Genomic DNA, 16,919 nt, shown 5'->3' with positions numbered 1-16,919 from the left:
CCAATGTGGCCTTCGGTGCGTGTGACGCACCCAAGGCCGCCTTCGGTGCGCCACCCATGCCCCCGCCGCCACCCTCAACGGAGGCGCTTCGCGCCGCAGTGCCTATTCAACGCACCCAAGGCCGCCTTGGGGCGCATCAGCCCGACTGGCGGTTCTCCGCCTTCCACCGCAGGTACGTGTGGTCGAGGAACCGAGCCACCCCGCGCACGACATGCGCCGAACGCACCGACGTGAACACATCGAACGCGTGCTGAGCCCCCGCCAGCTCGGCATACGCCACCGGCTCGTGAGACTTCTCCCGCAGCCGACGCACGAACTCACGCGCCTCCCGAACCGGCACCAACGAGTCATCCCGCCCGTGGATCACGAAAAACGGCGGAGCCTCCGAGGTGATCCGGTCCAACGGCGAAGCCGCGATGTAGTCATCCAGATGGTTCACCGGATCACGGTCCGGAGCGAACACCCGCCGCGCGATCAAGCTCTCCAACCGGTACTTACTGGCGCGAGACCCCGACGTCGCCGCGAAGTCGTATACCCCGTAGTGCGGCACGCACGCCTGGACGCTCGTGTCCACGTCCTCGAACGACGGTTGCAACGCCGGGTCGTTCTGGGACAACGCCAGGAGCGCTGACAAGTGGCCGCCCGCCGAGCCGCCCGTCACCGCCACGAAATCCGGGTCACCCCCGTAAGCGGAAATCGACGACCGGATCCACGCCAGCGCCTGCTTCGCCGCCACGATGTGCGCCGGCCAGCGGTGGGCCGGGGACAGCGGGTAGTTGATCGCGACGCACACCCAGCCCCGGCGGGCCAGGTAGCGCATCAACGGCCTGCCCTGCTCCTCCTTGTTGCCGATCACCCACGCGCCGCCGTGGACCTGCAGCAGCACCGGCGCTCCCGAGACCGGCGTCGACGGGCGGTACACGTCGAGGAGGAACCGCTTGCCGCCCGGCGCGTACGCGATGTCGCGATCGACCCGGACGTCCGGGGCGCCCATCCGGAACGGCAGCGCCAGCTCACCCCACGGCAGCCCCAAGTCCGACCGGCCCAGCTCGTCCGCGTAGTCCTCGCCCAACGCCGACGTCAGCGCCTTCTCGATCTCGTCGCGGGCGCCGTGGCCGGTGCGGATCAGCGCGCCGAGCCCGGCCGCCGACGCCGCGGCCATCGCCAGCCCCGCCTTCGTCGACCGGTCGCGGACGCCGTGGCGGGCCACGTGGACCAGGGTGTCCGCCGCGGTCAGGGCCAGGAACTGAGGCGCGAGCTCGCCGGTCAGCCACCCAGCGAAGAACACCGGGATCGTCGTCGACCGGGCCCGCAGGGGGCGGAGCGCGTTGGCCGTCAGGCCGAGCTGGACCGCGCGGCGGATCAGGAAGTTCGGCTGCACCACCGCGATGATACCGGCGAGTAGGGTGACGCGCCGCTCACCGGAAGTGGCTTACCCTGGCGCCATGCAGAGACTGAGCGGCCTGGACGCGAGCTTCCTCTACCTGGAGACGTCGGCCCAGGTCCTGCACGTCTGCGGCCTGCTCACCCTCGACGGCTCGACCGTCCCCGGCGGCTACACCTTCGCGAAACTCAAGGAAAAGCTCGACGAACGCGTCCGGCTGATCCCGGCATTCCGCCGCAAACTGCACAATCCACTCTGGAACCTCGGCCACCCGGTGTGGGTCGAGGACGAGGAGTTCGACCTCGACCACCACGTGCACCGCATCGGCGTGCCCGCCCCCGGCGACCGCGCCGAGCTGGCCGAGCTGTGCGCGCACATCGCCGGCCAGCAGCTCGACCGCGCGCGCCCGCTGTGGCAGCTCTACGTCATCGAGGGCCTCGCCGACGGCCAGATCGCCGTGCTGCTGAAGATGCACCACGCGAGCGTCGACGGCGTGAGCGGCGCCAGCCTGATCACCTACCTCGCCGGCCTGGAGCCCGACGCGCCGCCGCCGGTGATCGAGCAGCCTCGCAACCCCGCCGTGCCGTCGCCGGTGGACCTGCTGCGCTCCGGGGTGGAGAACTTCGCGAAACGGCCCGCGGAAGTCGTCCGGCTGCTGCCCGACCTGCTGGAGCTGGTGCCGCGGTGGCTGGGGAAAGCCTTGCGGGGCAAGGGGATGCCGATCCCGTTCACTGCCCCTCGCACTTCGTTGAACGGCACGATCACCGGCCACCGCAGCGTCGCCTTCGCCCAGCTCGACCTCGACGAGATCAAGGAGGTCAAGAACGCCTTCGGGGTGACGGTCAACGACGTCGTGCTCGCCCTCGTCGCCGGTGCCCTGCGCGATTTCCTCGAAGCCCGCGGCGAGCTGCCGGACGACCCCCTGGTGGCGACCGTGCCCGTCTCGGTGCACGACCGGACCGAACGCGAGCACGGCAGCAACAAGGTCTCGGCGTTCTTCGCGTCCCTGCCGACGCACCTGGCCGACCCGGCCGCGCGCGTCTTCTTCCTCGCCGAGGCGAACCGGCTGTCCAAGGACCACCACTACGACATCGACGCCGACATGCTGCAGGACTGGGCGCAGTTCTCCGCCGCGACGATGTTCGGCCTCGCCGTGCGCGCGTACTCGGCGCTGCGGCTGGCCGAGAAGCACCCGGTGGTGCACAACCTGGTCGTGTCGAACGTGCCCGGCCCGCCGATGCCGCTGTACCTGCTCGGCGCGCGGATCACCGGCCTCTACCCGCTCGGCCCGGTCTTCCACGGCGCCGGGCTGAACGTCACCGTGCTGTCCAACGCGGGCAAGGTGCACGTCGGCCTGCTCGGCGCCCGCGAGCTGGTCAAGGACCTGTGGCCGCTGGCCGACGCGCTCCCGGAGGCGCTCGCGCAGCTGCTCAAGGCCGCGGGCTGAGCACGACGACCGGGATCTCCCGGTCGGTCCACGCCTGGTACTTCGCGAAGTCCGCGTACAGCTCGACCAGCCGCGGCCAGAGTTCGGCGCGCTCGTCCGGACCGGCGACGCGCGCGGTGACCGGGACGTCGCGACGGCCTTTGAGATGGACGCGGGTATCCGGGTGGGCCAGCAGGTTGAAGTACCACTGGGGGTGGTGCGGCAGCCCGCCCTGGGAGCCGACGATGACGAGGTCGTCGCCGGACCGCAGGTACAGCAACGGCGTCGTGAACAGCCGCCCCGACTTGCGCCCGCGGTGCTCCAGCAGCAGCGTCGGCACCGGCTTCCGGAACCCGGCGCCGACCCGCCACTTCGCGCCGACGCGGCCGCCGGTCAGCCGGAAGACCTTCACCTGCGCTCTCGCCATGAACTTCATGGCGAGAGCCGTGACGGGTGAGTCGAGGCCGTCGGGCTTCTGCTCCGGCAGGCTGAAGCGTCCCATCGGGGGTTCCTTCCTCAGACGGAGTGGACGGCGGTGAGCAGCGCGGGCACCCAGCGGTCGGCGGCGAGCACGCAGGCCGCGTGCCCGGCCGGGACTTCGTAGGTCGCCGCGCCCGGGATCCGCCGCGCCAGCGACCGCTGGTGGTCCGGCGCGATGAACCGGTCCCGCGCCGTCACGACGACGGCGGTGGGCAGCCGCAGCGTGTGCAGCCAGGGCGTCGAGTCGAACCGGCCGATCTCGTCGACGGCCACCGCGATCTCCCACGGCGTCGTCGAACGGAACTCCCGCAGCCCCCACCGGTAGTCCTCGACGCGCCGGAGCGGGGCGGCGGGCACGACCGGCGCCTTCACGTGCTCACGCAGCTGCCGCAGGGTCCGGCCGAACACGTCGAGCGCGACGCGCTGGCGCAGCCCGCGGCGGAAATTGCTCGCCGTCGAGCACAGCACCAGGCCGGTAACACGTTCTGGTTCGGCGTGGGCGACGAGCTGGGCGACCATCCCGCCCATCGAGTAGCCGGCGAGCGCGAACTCCTCGAGGCCGAGCGCGTCGGCGACCGCGGTGACGTCGGCGGCGCAGTCGGCCAGGCGGAACTCGGGCGAGCGGATGCCCTGTCCGTGCCACCGCTGGTCGAACACGACGACGCGGTGGTCGCGCGCCAGCCGGTCGAGCGCCGGGTACCAGGTCAGCAGGCCCGTGCAGGCCACCGAGTGCAGCAGCACGAGCGCGGGCGCGTCCCGCGGGCCGACGTCGGTGACCACCGTCCGCCCGCGACCGGGCAGCTCGAGGGGGACCGGGTCGGGCACGGCGGCGGTCGGGGGCACGGTGACCAGCCGCCGGGTCGCCGTCATGCCGCTCCTCCTCCGGGGGTTGCCGTCCAGGCGCTTTACGGCTAAGACTAGAACATGTTTCAGTATTGCGCCGATCCGGAGGACAGGCGTGGACTTCACCCTTGACGATACGCAGACGGAGATCGCCGCACTCACCGCGAAAGTGCTCTGCGACTTCGGGGGTGCGACCCCCGGACCCCGCCCGAGGGGCTCCGCCCCCACGGACCCCCCGAAGCGCGCGGTGGACGACGATCCGTGGCGCGCGCTCGCGGGCGCGGGCCTGCTCGCGCTGGCGCTGCCCCCGGACCTCGACGGCGACGGCCTGGGCGTCGCGGAGGTCGCGCAGGTCCTCACCGAGGTCGGCCGCGCCGCCGCTCCGGTGCCCGCGTACGCCGCACTCGCCCTGGGTGTCCTGCCGGTCGAGACGCTCGGGACCCCGGCGCAGCGCGCGGCCCTGCTGCCGCCGGTCGCGGCGGGGGAGGCCCTGCTCACCGCGGCCCTGCACGAGCCGTCGGCGCCGTTCGCCACCCGGCCCGCGGCGACCGCGCGGCCGGGCGACGGAAAGTGGCTGCTCAGCGGCGTGAAGACCGCCGTCCCGTACGCGGAGCGCGCCGCCCGGATCCTCACGCCGGTGTCCACTCCGCACGGCACCGCCGTCTACCTGGTCGACCCGGACGCCGACGGCGTCACGCTGCTCCCGACGCGCAACTCCGCGGAGACGCCGGAGTGCACCGTGCGCCTCGACGACGTCGCCGTCGAGGAGTCCGACCTCCTCGCCGACCAAGGCGCGGTCGAGGCGTTGCACCGCTTCGCCCTGGCAGGCGCGCTGGCACTCGGGGACGGCTTGCTCGCCGGAGCCTTGGCGCTGACCGTGAAGCACGTCGGCGAGCGCGAGCAGTTCGGCCGTCCACTCGCGACTTTCCAGGCCGTCGCGGGCCAGATCGCCGACGTCTACGTCGCCGCGCGGACCGTCCACCTGGCCGTGACGTCCGCGGTCTGGCGGCTGGCTTCGGGCCTCGACGCGGACGCCGAACTCGACATCGCCGCCTACTGGCTCGCGTCGCGGGCGCCGGACGCGCTCGCGATCTGCCACCACCTGCACGGCGGCGTCGGCGTCGACGAAACCTATCCGCTGCACCGGTATTCGTCGGCGGTGAAGGACCTCGGCCGGGCGCTCGGCGGCGCCGCGCACCGGCTCGGCAGGCTCGGCGAACGAGTGGCGGGGTGAGCGGATGCACGTCGAACTGACCGCGGCGCAACGGGAACTGCGTGCCGAGCTGCGCGCGTACTTCGCCGACCTGATCAGCCCCGAGGAACGCCGGGCGATGCGGCGCGAACGGCACGGGCCGGTGTTCCGCGAGATCGTCCGCCGGATGGGCCGCGACGGGCGGCTCGGCGTCGGCTGGCCGGTCGAGTACGGCGGCCAGGGCTTCGGCGGGATCGAGCAGCACCTGTTCGTCGACGAGGCCGCGCGCGCCGATGTCCAGCTGCCCTCGGTGACGCTGCAGACCGTCGGGCCGACGCTGCAGCAGTTCGGCACCGACGAGCAGAAAGCCTTCTTCCTGCCGAAGATCCTCGCCGGCGAGATCCACTTCGCGATCGGCTACACCGAGCCGGAGGCGGGCACCGACCTCGCGGCGCTGCGGACGACAGCGGTGCGCGACGGCGACGAGTACGTCGTCAACGGCCAGAAGATCTTCACCACCGGCGGGCACGACGCGGACTACATCTGGCTGGCCGTGCGGACCGCGCCCGACGCGCCGCGGCACAAGGGCATCTCGATCCTCATCGTCGACACGAGCGACCCCGGCTACTCGTGGACGCCGATCATCACCTGCGACGGTGCCCACCACGTCAACGCGACGTACTATTCGGACGTCCGCGTCCCGGCGAACCGGTTGGTGGGCAAGGAAAACGAGGGCTGGCGGCTGATCACCACGCAGCTCAACCACGAGCGCGTGATGCTCGGCCCGGCCGGGCGCATCGGCGGGCTGTACGACCGCGTGCGCGCGTGGGCCGCCGCCCACGGGCTGCTGGACCTCGCCGACGTCCGGGCCGCGCTGGCCGAGGTGCTGGCCGTGACGCGGGTGAACGAGCTGCTGAACTGGCAGGTCGCGGTGTCCTCGGCGAACGCCGCGGTGGACGTCGCCGACGCGTCGGCGACCAAGGTGTTCAGCTCCGAGGTCATCCAGCGGATCGGCCGGAACCTCGAAGAACTCGTCGCCCGCCACGGCGATCCGTCCGATCCGGACACCGCCGAGCTGGCGGAGTGGCTCGACGTCGCCGCGAAGCGCAACATCGTGCTGACGTTCGGCGGCGGGGTCAGCGAAATCCAACGGGAGCTGATCGCCTCGATCGGCCTGGGCCTGCCGAGGGTGCCGCGATGAACGACCAGGACATCATCGAAGCCGCCGAGAAGATCGCCGCGCGCGGGGAATGCGCGCCGCGCCTGGCGCGCGACCCGGTCAACCAGGCCATGGTGAACAACTGGGTCGAGGCGATCGGTGACCGCAACCCGGTCTACGCCGACCCGGAGTTCGCCGCCGAAAGCGTCCACAAGGGACTGGTCGCGCCGCCCGCGATGGCGCAGGTGTGGACGATGGGCGGCCTGAACGTCCCCCGCGGCGGCGACGACCCGCTCGGCCTGATGATGGAGCTGCTGGACGAAGCCGGGTTCACCTCCGTCGTCGCGACCAACTCCGAGCAGACCTACCACCGCTACCTGCGGCCCGGCGAACAGGTCGAGGCGCGGACGAAGCTGGAGAGCGTCGTCGGGCCGAAGAAGACCGCGCTCGGCGAAGGATGGTTCGTCACCACGCGGATGACCTGGTACGTCGAGGGCGAGGCCGTCGCGGAGATGATGTTCCGCGTCCTGAAGTTCCGGCCACCCGCGCCGGAACCGCCGCCCGCGCCGGTGCTGCGGCCGGTGATCAGCCGGGACACCGAGTTCTTCTGGGACGGTCTGCGCGAGGGCGAGCTGCGGATCCAGCGGTGGGGCGACGTGCTGCGCCACCCGCCGGGGCCGATGCCGCCCGACGGCTCGCTGGACGCGAAGCCGGACTACGTCGTCGCGAGCGGCCGGGGGACGGTGTACTCCTACGTCGTGCACCACCACCCGCCGGTGCCGGGCAAGCAGCTGCCGTTCGTGGTGGCGCTGGTGGAACTGGAAGAAGGGGTTCGCGTCATGGCCGAACTGCTGGACGCCGCGCCGGAGGAGGTCCACATCGGACTCCCGGTGGTGGCGGCGTTCGTCCGCGTCGACGACGAGCTGACGCTGCCCGCGTGGAAGGTGGCCCGATGACCGTCGCCGAAGGGACCGAGCTGCCGCCGCTGACGATCGAGGCGACGCCGACGTTCGTGGTCAGCACGGCGATCGCCACCCGCGACTTCCAGGACGTGCACCACGACCGCGACTCGGCGGTGGCCCGCGGCTCGAAGGACATCTTCGTCAACATCCTCACCGACACGGGCCTGGTGCAACGGTTCGTCTCGGAGTGGGCGGGGCCGGAGGCGCTGATCCGGTCGATCAAGATCCGGCTCGGCGTGCCGTGCTACGCCTACGACACGCTCACCTTCACCGGCCGCGTGGTGTCGGCTTCGGGTCGTGACGTCGTCGTCTCGGTGTCCGGTGTGGACAGTCTTGGTGAGCACGTCGCCGGGACCGTGGAGGTGACACTGCCGTGACGCTGTCGGGCAAGGCGGCCATCGCCGGGATCGGCGCGACGGAGTTCTCCAAGGATTCCGGGCGGAGCGAACTGCGGCTGGCGGCCGAATGCATCTCCCACGCACTGGCCGACGCGGGTCTGAAATCGTCCGATGTGGACGGATTGGTGTCGTTCACCATGGACGGCAACGCGGAGATCGCGGTGGCACGCGAGCTGGGCATCCCCGAGCTGAAGTTCTTCAGCCGCATCCACTACGGCGGTGGTGCCGCGGCGGCGACGGTGCAGCAGGCCGCGATGGCGGTGGCGACCGGCGTCGCGGACGTCGTCGTCGCCTACCGGGCGTTCAACGAACGGTCGGGGATGCGGTTCGGCCAGGTGTCCTCGGCGGCGGCCGGGCAGGTGAACTCGTCCGGGGTGGACAACGCGTTCCACTACCCGATGGGCATCGCGACCCCGGCGGCGACGGTGGCCATGGTCGCGCGGCGGTACCTGCACGACTACGGGGCCACGAGCGAGGACTTCGGGCGGGTCGCGGTGGTCGACCGCAAGCACGCGGCGACGAACCCGAACGCGTGGTTCCACGGACGGCCGATCACCCTGGAGGAGCACCAGGCGTCGCGCTGGGTGGCCGAGCCGCTGCACCTGCTGGACTGCTGTCAGGAGAGCGACGGCGGGGTGGCGCTGGTCGTGACGAGTGTCGAGCGGGCTCGCGACCTGGCCCGGCCGCCGGCGGTGATCGCGGCGGCGGCGCAGGGGAGCGGGCCTGACCAGTACGTGATGACCAGTTACTACCGCGACGACCTGGCGGCGTTGCCGGAGATGGGCGTGGTCGGGCGGCAGCTGTGGGCGCAGTCCGGGCTCGGACCGTCCGATGTGGACGTCGCGGTGCTGTACGACCACTTCACGCCGTACGTCCTGATGCAGCTGGAGGAGCTGGGGTTCTGCGGCCGCGGTGAGGCGAAGGACTTCATCGCCGACGGCGCGCTGGAGCTGGACGGAGCGCTGCCGCTCAACCCGCACGGCGGCCAGCTCGGCGAGGCGTACATCCACGGGATGAACGGCATCGCCGAGGGTGTGCGCCAGATCCGCGGCAGCGCGGTCAACCAGGTGGACGGCGCGGCGCGGGTGCTGGTGACGGCGGGTACCGGCGTGCCGACCAGCGGCCTCGTCCTGACGGGTGACGCCGGGTCACCTCATTGACGGCTGGTGCGGTGCCGTCGCGGGTGTCACGGTGGAGACACCACCTGCGACGGAGAGTGAGGCCGACGGGCGATGGCGGTCGACTGGGCGCTGACGGCGGTGTTCGCGGCGCTGGTGTTGCCGTGCGTGCTCCGGCTGGTCCGCCTGGACTACGTGCGCCTGGGCCACGGCGTGCGCCACGGCGACCTGGCGGAGTTGCTGCTGGTGGTGGCGATGGTGGCGATGTTCTCCCCGGTCGGCGGCCCGATCCCGGCGGCGGGCTGGCAGGCGGTGCTGGCGTTGACGACGGGCTGGTTCGCGGTGGCCTGGTGGCGCCGGAGGGACTGCGCCCACCACGCCCTGTCAGCGGCGGCGATGTTCTACATGGTGACGGCGATGCCGCACCACGGAGTGGATCACGGACCGTGGCTGACGATGGCCACAATGGACGCCCGGTTGGCATTACCGCTGCTCGCGGTGGCGGCGGCGGGGTATTTCGTGGCGGACGCGGCCCGCACGGGAGTGCTGGCGGTCCGCGCGGCCCCAGGGCCCGGGGCGGCGGTGCACGCGGGTCAGGGCTCCCGCGCGGTCTGCCGGGTGGTGATGGGCGCCGGGATGGGCTACATGCTCCTGGCCGCGGCCGTGTGACGACCCCGGCGGGTCTTGAATGGGTCATTCAGGACCTCCGAAGACCTGAATGAGTCATTCAAGACGCTTGACCGGGCTTGGCGAGGCGGGCTGAAGGGGACTTTCCTGGCATCAGATGCGAGGAAAGTCCCCTTCAGCTCACCAGATGAGAGCAACGTCCCCTTCAGCCCGCCACGCGGCGGACCTCGCCCAACTCGCCCTCGCCCGGCTCCGGGAGACTCGCCGCCGGGTGCGAGGCCGTCCACTGGGCCGCCGCCGCGATGTCGTTCTTCAACGCCGTGATCAGGTCCTCCGCCGACGTGTACTTCTGCTGCTCACGCAGGTGCGACCCCAGCCACACCACCAGCGTCTCGCCGTACAAGTCTCCCGTGAAGTCCAGCAGGTGGGCCTCCAGCAGGCGGTACCCGTCCGCTCCGTAGTACGTCGGGCGGCGGCCGACCGAGATCGCCGCCGGGAGGCGTTCTCCTCCCGGACGCTGGACCCAGCCCGCCCACACCCCGTCGCCGACCGAGCCCGACTGGTCCCGCAGCGCGATGTTCGCCGTGGGAAAGCCCAGCTCGCGGCCTCGCTCGTCGCCGTGTTCGACCGTTCCGCGCACCACGAAGTATTCCGAAGTCACCCCTCCACGTTAGCGGGCGGCCGCCGGGACGTTCTCACGAAGTGGGCACCAGCACCGTGTCCGCCAGCACCGGCGCGTCGTCCCGCTCGACCGCCGACGTCGTCACCAGCAGCCGGTCGGCCGAGCGCCACACCCTCGTCCGGAGCGTCTCGCCCGGGTACACCACTCCGGCGAACTTCGCCGCGAACGACGCCACCCGCGCCGGGTCGCCGTCGAGGAACTCGTCGACCAGCACCCTGGCCACGATCCCGTACGTGCACAGCCCGTGCAGGATCGGCGCCGGGAACCCGGCCGCCCGCGCGAACTCGGGGTCCGCGTGCAGCGGGTTCCGGTCGCCGCACAGCCGGTACAGCAACGCCTGCTGCGGCAACGTCGGCGTTTCGAAGACGGAATCCGGCTCCCGCGCAGGAAAAGAAACCCCGTCCGACGGGCCCCGCGACCCGCCGAAACCGCCCTCGCCGCGGGCGAAGATGCTCGATCGCGCCGTCCACAGTGGATCACCCGACGACGACGTGACCGCCACCTCCTGGATCACCACCGCCGCCTTGCCCTTGTCGTACACGTCGGCGATCCGCGACTTCGCCACGGCCTTCCCGGATGTCGGGATCGGCCGGTGCAGGGTGATCTCCTGCTTGCCGTGCAGCACCTTGGCCAGGTCGATCTCCACTCCGGGGAACGACACCGCCGGCGGGTCGAACACGCGCAGGTTCGCCGCCACCGTCGCGAACGTCGGCAGCACCACCAGGTCACGCTCATACGTATAACGCAGCTCGCCTGGCCCCGCGCCGAGCGCCAGGTGGTACAGCAGCACGTCCGACGACGTCCAGGCGAAGCTCACCTCGCCGATCTCGGCGCCGATCGCGACGTCGGGGTTGATGGGCACGCGGGCTCCTATTCGTAGCTGATCGAGACCTCGTCGGTGACCGGCAGCGACTGGCAGGCCAGCACGATGCCGTCCGCGATGTCCTCGGCGTCGAGGACCTCGTTGTGCAGCATCTTGACCTCACCCGACACGATCCGGCACGCGCACGCGCTGCATTGTCCCTCGCGGCACGAGTACGGCGCGTCCATGCCCGCGTCCAGCAGGTGGTCCAGGAGCTTCCGCTGCCGCGGCCACGCCATCGAGCGGGTCGAGCCGTCCAGGGACACCGTCAGCGACGCCGGTGCGTCGTCCGACGCCGGTTCCTCCTCGACCACGACGTCCTCGAACGGGTTCCCGGTCAGCGACGTGAACTTCTCGACGTGCACCCGGTTCCGCGGCACGCCGAGCTGTCCGAGCGCTTCCCGGACCGCCGCCATGAACGGCGCGGGCCCGCACAGGAACGCCTCGAACGACGTGTACGCCGAGGCCAGCCCGCGCAGCTGGGCGACGTCCGGCAGCCCCTGCACGCTCTCCAGCCAGTGCACGACGACGAGCCGCTCGCCGTACCGCTTGGCCAGCGACGCCAGTTCGCCCGCGAAGATCACCGAACGCTCGTCGCGGTTCGCGTAGACCAGCACCACCCGGCCGGAGCCGCGCTCCAGCGCCGTCTTGAGGATCGCCATCACCGGCGTGATGCCGCTGCCGCCCGCGAACAGCAGGAAGTCTTCGTCCAGCGACCCCGGGCTGAACACCCCGGCGGGGGCCAGCACGTCGACCCGCATCCCCGGGCGAAGCGAAGAACAGATCCAGCTCGACCCGTAGCCGCCGTCAGTCCGCTTCACCGTCACCTGCACGCGGTCCTCGTGCGGCGCGCTCGACAGCGAATAGCACCGCGCCACCGAACCCGTCTGCTCGCTGGGGATCCGCAACGTCAGGAACTGGCCCGGCGCATAGGAAAACGCCGAGGCGTGCTCGGGCGGGATCTCGAAGACGACCGACCGCGCGTCCGGGGTTTCGACGACGACGTCGGCGACCGTCAGCGTGTAGACCCGCTCAGCCATCGGCCACCGCCAGCGTGCCCTCGCGCACCGCGTCGCCGATGCTGTCGGCCAGCTTCGGGCAGGTGTCGAGCAACGCCGAGGGGCCGTCCGCGTCGGCGAACACCGGGCACGTGTCGGCGGGCCGGGACGTCCACTGGATGCTCGTGTGCTGGATGCTGTTCTTCTTCACCAGCACGCACGTCCCGCAGCTGCGGCACTCGTGCGGCCGCAGCCCGCCGGTCAGGAACTCGGTCTGCTCGGCGGTGGTCACACTTCCGCCTCGGTCTTCTGCCGGGCCAGGTTCTCCGCCACCTCGGCCGCCCACGCCTCGTTCGCCTTCGTGGTGTCCACTTCGAACTCGAACCGGCGCGTCATGTCCTCGGTGACGTCGGCCGCGTCGACGTAGAACTGCTGGTACCAGCGGCGGAGCTGGTAGACTGGACCGTCCTCTTCGCACAGCAGCGGGTTGTCGATCTGCGTCTTGTGCTTCCAGATCTCGACGTCCTGCAGGAACCCGGCGCCGATGCCCTTGGCCAGCTTCGCGGCGATCTTGTCCGCGTGCTCGTCGGTGATCCCGTGCTGCTTCTTGACCTTCATGCCGTACTGCAGCACGAACGACGTCGGCGTCACGGGGTAGTGGCAGTTGATGAGCACGCTCTCGATTTCGTAGCCCTGGAACGAGTTCACCAGTTTGTTGATCATGTAGGACGGCCCGAAGTACGACGCCTCCGAGCGCAGCAGGTTGTCCTCGCCGCCGTAGTTCGAGGCCATGCCCATGTCCGGGCGGCCCTTCGTGTTGAGGTACTGCGTGGCGATGTGGCCCTCGAAAACGTTCTTGAAGTACGTCGGGTACGCGTAGTGGATGTAGAAGAAGTGGGCCATGTCGACGACGTTGTCGATGATCTCCCGGCAGTTGGAGCCGTCGATGAAGATCTCGTCCCAGGTCCAGTTGCTCCACTCGTCGCTGTAGGCGGCCTCGATCCGCGGGATCGCCTGCTCCTCCGGCGGCGGGTTGCCTTCCGGGTCGTGCCAGACGAACAGCTGCCCGTTCTGCTCCAGCGTCGTCCACGACCGCGTCCGCGCGCGCAGCGGAACCCGCTTGGCGTAAGGGATCGAGACGCACTTGCCGCTGCCGTTCCAGCGCCAGTCGTGGAACGGGCACGCCACCTCGTCGCCCTTGATCGTGCCCTGGGTGAGGTCGCCGCCCATGTGGCGGCAGTAGCCGTCGAGCACGTGCAGCTCGCCGCGGGAGTCGGCGAACACGACGAGCTTCGTGCCGAACGCCGTGACGGCGTGCGGTTTCCCGTCGTGGAACGCTTCCGCCAGGCCGAGGCAGTGCCAGCCGCGCGCGAACCGGGTCGGCGGCTCACCGGCGTAGATGGTGCGTACCGAGTCCTGCGTCATCGCTGCCCTCCCGTGGTCCCCTGATCTTCGTTCGCCAGCCGCGTCGCCGCAAGGTAGCCGAACACCATGGCCGGGCCGATGGTCGCGCCCGGCCCGGCGTACGTCCGGCCCATCACGGCCGCGCTGACGTTGCCCGCGGCGTACAGCCCGGGCACCACCGAGCCGTCTTCGCGCAGCACCCGCGCGTGCTCGTCGGTGCGCAGCCCGCCCTTGGTGCCCAGGTCGCCCGGCACGATCTTCACCGCGTAGTACGGCGCCTTGTCGAGCGGGCCGAGGCTGGGGTTGGGCTTGTTGCGCGGGTCGCCGTAGTAGTGGTCGTACTTGCTGACCCCGCGGTGGAAGTCCTCGTCGACACCCTTGCGCGCGAAGCCGTTGAAGCGCTCGACGGTCGCGGCGAGGCCGGCCGGCGGGACGTCCATCTTCGCGGCCAGGCCTTCCAGTGAGCCCGACTTCACCGCGATCCCGGCCTTGAACCAGCGGCCCGGCAGCGGCTGGCGCGGCCCGACGCCGGTGAACATGTACCGGTCCTTGTAGCGCTGGTCGAACACCAGCCAGGTCGGGATGTGCTCGCCGGGGCCGTCGCCGTCGCCGTACATCGCGTGCACGGCTTCGACGTAGGGCGCCGACTCGTTGACGAACCGCTGCCCGCGCGCGTCGACCATGATGCTGCGCGGCCGCGACCGCTCGGCCAGCGCGAACCACGGCCCGCCGGTGAGCGGCAGCGACGGGCCCCACCAGGCGTCGTCCATCAGGTCGATGGCCGCGCCGAGCTTGAGGCCGGCGGTGATGCCGTCGCCGGTGTTGGCGGCCGCGCCGACGGTCCAGTCGACGCCGATCGGCGCGCGCTGGTACTTCTCGCGCATCTCGAGGTTCCGCTCGAACCCGCCGCTGGCGAGGATGACCCCGCGCCGGGCTTCGACGACGCCGTCCGCGGTGACGACGCCGGTGACGCGATCGCCGTCGACCCGCAGGTCCACCAGCGGGGTGTTGAGCCGGACCTCGACGCCCGCCCTGGTCAGGCCCACCCGCAGCCCGGCCGCAAGCGCTTGCCCCATGCTCAGCAGCCGCTGCCCGCGGAGGCGGCCGACCAGCCACCGCACACCGAGGGAGAGCATCCGGACGGCGCCGCGCGGGTGCCGGGCGAGGAGGCTCAGCCAGCGGTAGTCCGCCTGGGTGATGGGCACGCCGAGCGGGGGAGCGCTGTACGGCGGCTCGAGGTGGGCCAGCTCGTCGCCGAGGAGCTTGCCGTCGAAGGCCATCGGTTCGACCGACCGGCCGCCGGGCCGCCCGCCGGGGGCTTCGGGGTGGTAGTCGCTGTAGTCGCGGACCCACCGGAACTTCAGCGGCGTGTGGTCGCAGACGAACTTCAGCACCTCGGGTCCGTGGTCGAGGAAGGTGTCGCGCCGGACGGCCGGGACGACGTCGCCGACGATCGAGGCCAGGTACTCGCGCGCCCGTTCGGGTGGCTCGTCGATCCCGGCGGCGCGCAGCGCGTGGTTGCCCGGCAGCCAGACCCCGCCGCCGGAGCGCGCGGTCGAGCCGCCGAAGCAGGTCGCCTTCTCCAGGAGGACGACGCTCAGGCCGTGGTGGGCCGCGGCCAGCGCGGCGGTCATCCCGGCGGCGCCACTGCCGACCACGACGACGTCGAACTGCTCCGTCATCTCACCTCACCTGTAACGTGTTCCATGTAACGAGTATCCAGTTGAGAGCCGCTTTCGGTCACCATAGACGAGAACGTGTTTCAGTTCTAGGGTAACGACCATGGACGAACTCGTCGCGGACGTGGTCATCGTGGGGTTCGGGGCGGCGGGCGCCTGCGCCGCCCTCGAAGCGGCCGACGCGGGCGCCGACGTCGTCATCGTCGAGCGGTTCGACGGCGGTGGCGCCAGCGCGGTCAGCGGGGGCGTGGTCTACGCGGGCGGCGGCACCGCCCAGCAGCTCGACGCGGGCGTCGACGACTCCGTCGACGCGATGTACGCCTACCTGCGCCTCGAGACCGGGGACGTCGTCTCGGCACAGACGCTGCGGCGGTTCTGCGAGGGCAGCCGCGAGATGATCACCTGGCTGGAGGGCAACGGCGTGCCGTTCGAAGGCAGCCTCTGCCCGCACAAGACGTCGTACCCGAGCGACCGCCACTACCTCTACTACTCCGGCAGCGAAGCGGCCGGCGGCTTCCGCGACGCGGCGAAGCCCGCCCCGCGCGGCCACCGCGTCAAGGGACCTGGCACGTCGGGGAAGCTCCTGATGACGCGGCTCAAGGCGGCCGTGCGCGAGCGCGGCATCCGGGTGCTGACCCAGACCACCGCGCGGAGCCTGGTCCGCGACGACGACGGCCGCGTCACCGGGCTCGTCGCCGACACGCTGCGCGACGCGCCCGCGTGGGTGGTGGCCCGGCATCGGCGGTTCGCGCGGTACGCGGCCAAGCCCGGCATCTACGTGCCCTCGCTGCGCAAGTCGCTGCACCGGCGGGTCGAGCGGTTCGAACGCGCGCACGGCCGTGAGCTGCGGATTTCCGCCCGGCGCGGGGTCGTGCTCACCGCGGGCGGGTTCATCGCGGACCGGGAGATGGTGCGCGAGCACGCGCCGAAGTACCGCGGCGGGCTCGCGCTGGGCACGTCGGCCGACAACGGCTCGGGCATCCGGATGGGCGTCGAAGCCGGGGCGGCGACCGGCGAACTGGGCCGGATCTCGGCGTGGCGGTTCGTGACGCCGCCGAGCGCGTTCCTCGGCGGGATCATCGTCGACGTCGAGGGGCGGCGCGTCATCGACGAGTCCCGCTACGGCGCCGCCGTCGGCGAAAAGCTCATCGAGGAGCACGGGAGCAAGGGCTGGCTGCTCGTCGACGCGCCGATCGTCGCGCAGGCGCGGCGCGACGGGTGGGCGCAAAGCCAGTGGTTCCAGTGGCTTCAGCTGCGGTACCTGCTGCGCCGCGGCCGCGTCGTCGGGTCGACGCTGGACGAGGTGGCGCGCAAGGCCGGGATCGACGCCGAGGGGCTGCGCGCGAGCGTCGAGGCCTACCACGGCGACGAGGACCCCGTCGGCAAGCCCGACGAGTTCCGGCGACGGCTGGAAACCCCGCCGTACTCGCTCATCGACATCTCGGTGCGGCCCAACCTCGGTTACCCGACGCCGATGCTCACCCTCGGCGGCCTGGTCGTCGACGAGGACACCGGCGCGGTGCGGAGCACGGCGGGGGAGTCCATTCCCGGGCTGTACGCCGCCGGGCGCACCGCGGTGGGAATCTGTTCCAGGTCGTACGTGAGCGGGTTGTCCCTGGCCGACTGCGTGTTTTCCGGCCGCAGGGCAGGGATCAACAGTGCCCTGGCGCAGGGCGTTCTCGACAAAAACGAGAACGTGTTCTAG

General features: G+C 71.4%; 17 protein-coding genes. 8 read left to right on the top strand and 9 right to left on the bottom strand.

The features are described from left to right. Positions 1-136: 136 nt before the first annotated feature. On the bottom strand, positions 137-1,381 hold the full coding sequence (locus QP939_RS49915) for an alpha/beta hydrolase (protein ID WP_285453993.1): 1,245 nt from the start codon (positions 1,379-1,381) through the stop codon (positions 137-139). 64 nt (positions 1,382-1,445) lie between these two features. Here QP939_RS49915 and QP939_RS49910 point away from each other — a divergent pair, with 64 nt between their 5' ends. Continuing rightward, positions 1,446-2,831 (top strand): WS/DGAT/MGAT family O-acyltransferase, encoded by a 1,386-nt coding sequence (locus QP939_RS49910; protein ID WP_285453992.1) that lies wholly within the window; start codon positions 1,446-1,448, stop codon positions 2,829-2,831. On the opposite strand, the gene QP939_RS49905 is transcribed toward QP939_RS49910, so the two are convergent. Then, positions 2,815-3,312 carry a nitroreductase family deazaflavin-dependent oxidoreductase gene (locus QP939_RS49905; protein ID WP_285453991.1) on the bottom strand — a complete coding sequence of 166 codons (498 nt, stop codon included), beginning with the start codon at positions 3,310-3,312 and terminating at the stop codon, positions 2,815-2,817. The two genes, QP939_RS49910 and QP939_RS49905, sit on opposite strands and share 17 nt — an antisense overlap. Before the next feature lie 14 nt (positions 3,313-3,326). Further along, positions 3,327-4,160: an alpha/beta fold hydrolase gene (locus QP939_RS49900; RefSeq protein WP_285453990.1), complete on the bottom strand. Its 834-nt coding sequence runs from the start codon at positions 4,158-4,160 to the stop codon at positions 3,327-3,329. An 88-nt stretch (positions 4,161-4,248) separates the two neighbouring features. Here QP939_RS49900 and QP939_RS49895 point away from each other — a divergent pair, with 88 nt between their 5' ends. The 6 genes from QP939_RS49895 to QP939_RS49870 all read left to right on the top strand — a co-directional run bounded on the left by QP939_RS49895 (position 4,249) and on the right by QP939_RS49870 (position 9,631). After that, the gene (locus QP939_RS49895; RefSeq protein ID WP_285453989.1) at positions 4,249-5,367 is read left to right on the top strand and encodes an acyl-CoA dehydrogenase family protein; all 1,119 of its coding nucleotides are present in this window, start codon (positions 4,249-4,251) and stop codon (positions 5,365-5,367) included. A 4-nt stretch (positions 5,368-5,371) separates the two neighbouring features. Beyond that, positions 5,372-6,526 carry an acyl-CoA dehydrogenase family protein gene (locus QP939_RS49890; protein ID WP_285453988.1) on the top strand — a complete coding sequence of 385 codons (1,155 nt, stop codon included), beginning with the start codon at positions 5,372-5,374 and terminating at the stop codon, positions 6,524-6,526. Next, on the top strand, positions 6,523-7,440 hold the full coding sequence (locus QP939_RS49885; protein ID WP_285453987.1) for a bifunctional MaoC family dehydratase N-terminal/OB-fold nucleic acid binding domain-containing protein: 918 nt from the start codon (positions 6,523-6,525) through the stop codon (positions 7,438-7,440). The genes QP939_RS49890 and QP939_RS49885 overlap by 4 nt, the downstream gene beginning before the upstream one ends. Further along, the gene (locus QP939_RS49880) at positions 7,437-7,823 is read left to right on the top strand and encodes a MaoC family dehydratase (RefSeq protein WP_285453986.1); all 387 of its coding nucleotides are present in this window, start codon (positions 7,437-7,439) and stop codon (positions 7,821-7,823) included. Before QP939_RS49885 ends, QP939_RS49880 begins: the two co-directional genes overlap by 4 nt. Then, the gene (locus QP939_RS49875) at positions 7,820-9,004 is read left to right on the top strand and encodes a lipid-transfer protein (protein WP_285453985.1); all 1,185 of its coding nucleotides are present in this window, start codon (positions 7,820-7,822) and stop codon (positions 9,002-9,004) included. The genes QP939_RS49880 and QP939_RS49875 overlap by 4 nt, the downstream gene beginning before the upstream one ends. 72 nt (positions 9,005-9,076) lie before the next feature. Next, complete coding sequence (locus tag QP939_RS49870) at positions 9,077-9,631, top strand: DUF5134 domain-containing protein (RefSeq protein WP_285453984.1); 555 nt, start codon at positions 9,077-9,079, stop codon at positions 9,629-9,631. Between the two features lie 163 nt (positions 9,632-9,794). Here the strand turns inward: QP939_RS49870 and QP939_RS49865 are convergent, their stop codons facing one another. Genes QP939_RS49865 through kstD form a run of 6 tightly spaced genes read right to left on the bottom strand, consistent with a single transcriptional unit; the run spans position 9,795 to position 15,217 of the window. After that, complete coding sequence (locus QP939_RS49865; protein WP_285453983.1) at positions 9,795-10,250, bottom strand: riboflavin kinase; 456 nt, start codon at positions 10,248-10,250, stop codon at positions 9,795-9,797. A 34-nt stretch (positions 10,251-10,284) separates the two neighbouring features. After that, positions 10,285-11,133 carry a MaoC/PaaZ C-terminal domain-containing protein gene (locus QP939_RS49860; protein WP_285453982.1) on the bottom strand — a complete coding sequence of 283 codons (849 nt, stop codon included), beginning with the start codon at positions 11,131-11,133 and terminating at the stop codon, positions 10,285-10,287. Positions 11,134-11,141: 8 nt separating this feature from the next. Continuing rightward, positions 11,142-12,173, bottom strand: coding sequence for a ferredoxin--NADP reductase (locus QP939_RS49855; RefSeq protein WP_285453981.1), 1,032 nt, complete (start codon positions 12,171-12,173; stop codon positions 11,142-11,144). Further along, a complete protein-coding gene (locus QP939_RS49850) occupies positions 12,166-12,423 on the bottom strand; it encodes a hypothetical protein (protein WP_285453980.1) in 258 nt (85 codons plus the stop codon). Before QP939_RS49850 ends, QP939_RS49855 begins: the two co-directional genes overlap by 8 nt. Further along, entirely contained in the window at positions 12,420-13,556 is a 1,137-nt protein-coding gene (locus QP939_RS49845; protein ID WP_285453979.1) for a 3-ketosteroid-9-alpha-monooxygenase, oxygenase component, read from the bottom strand. The genes QP939_RS49850 and QP939_RS49845 overlap by 4 nt, the downstream gene beginning before the upstream one ends. Next, entirely contained in the window at positions 13,553-15,217 is a 1,665-nt protein-coding gene (gene kstD, locus QP939_RS49840; protein WP_285453978.1) for a 3-oxosteroid 1-dehydrogenase, read from the bottom strand. The genes QP939_RS49845 and kstD overlap by 4 nt, the downstream gene beginning before the upstream one ends. 100 nt (positions 15,218-15,317) lie before the next feature. On the opposite strand from kstD, the gene QP939_RS49835 reads away from it, so the two are divergent. Continuing rightward, a complete protein-coding gene (locus tag QP939_RS49835; protein ID WP_285453977.1) occupies positions 15,318-16,919 on the top strand; it encodes an FAD-binding protein in 1,602 nt (533 codons plus the stop codon).

Origin of the sequence: Amycolatopsis nalaikhensis, assembly GCF_030264295.1 — a bacterium.
GTDB lineage: Bacteria > Actinomycetota > Actinomycetes > Mycobacteriales > Pseudonocardiaceae > Amycolatopsis > Amycolatopsis nalaikhensis.
Note: the sequence above shows the minus strand (reverse complement) of the source record. Positions and strands in the feature narration are given on the sequence as shown.

Excerpts from the sequence above, each read along its gene's own strand:
- kstD (WP_285453978.1), bottom strand. The coding sequence starts at position 15,217 with ATGACGGAGCAGTTCGACGTCGTCGTGGTCGGCAGTGGCGCCGCCGGG.
- QP939_RS49910 (WP_285453992.1), top strand. The coding sequence starts at position 1,446 with ATGCAGAGACTGAGCGGCCTGGACGCGAGCTTCCTCTACCTGGAGACG.
- QP939_RS49845 (WP_285453979.1), bottom strand. The coding sequence starts at position 13,556 with ATGACGCAGGACTCGGTACGCACCATCTACGCCGGTGAGCCGCCGACC.
- QP939_RS49880 (WP_285453986.1), top strand. The coding sequence starts at position 7,437 with ATGACCGTCGCCGAAGGGACCGAGCTGCCGCCGCTGACGATCGAGGCG.
- QP939_RS49835 (WP_285453977.1), top strand. The coding sequence starts at position 15,318 with ATGGACGAACTCGTCGCGGACGTGGTCATCGTGGGGTTCGGGGCGGCG.
- QP939_RS49900 (WP_285453990.1), bottom strand. The coding sequence starts at position 4,160 with ATGACGGCGACCCGGCGGCTGGTCACCGTGCCCCCGACCGCCGCCGTG.
- QP939_RS49870 (WP_285453984.1), top strand. The coding sequence starts at position 9,077 with ATGGCGGTCGACTGGGCGCTGACGGCGGTGTTCGCGGCGCTGGTGTTG.
- QP939_RS49890 (WP_285453988.1), top strand. The coding sequence starts at position 5,372 with ATGCACGTCGAACTGACCGCGGCGCAACGGGAACTGCGTGCCGAGCTG.
- QP939_RS49855 (WP_285453981.1), bottom strand. The coding sequence starts at position 12,173 with ATGGCTGAGCGGGTCTACACGCTGACGGTCGCCGACGTCGTCGTCGAA.
- QP939_RS49905 (WP_285453991.1), bottom strand. The coding sequence starts at position 3,312 with ATGGGACGCTTCAGCCTGCCGGAGCAGAAGCCCGACGGCCTCGACTCA.
- QP939_RS49885 (WP_285453987.1), top strand. The coding sequence starts at position 6,523 with ATGAACGACCAGGACATCATCGAAGCCGCCGAGAAGATCGCCGCGCGC.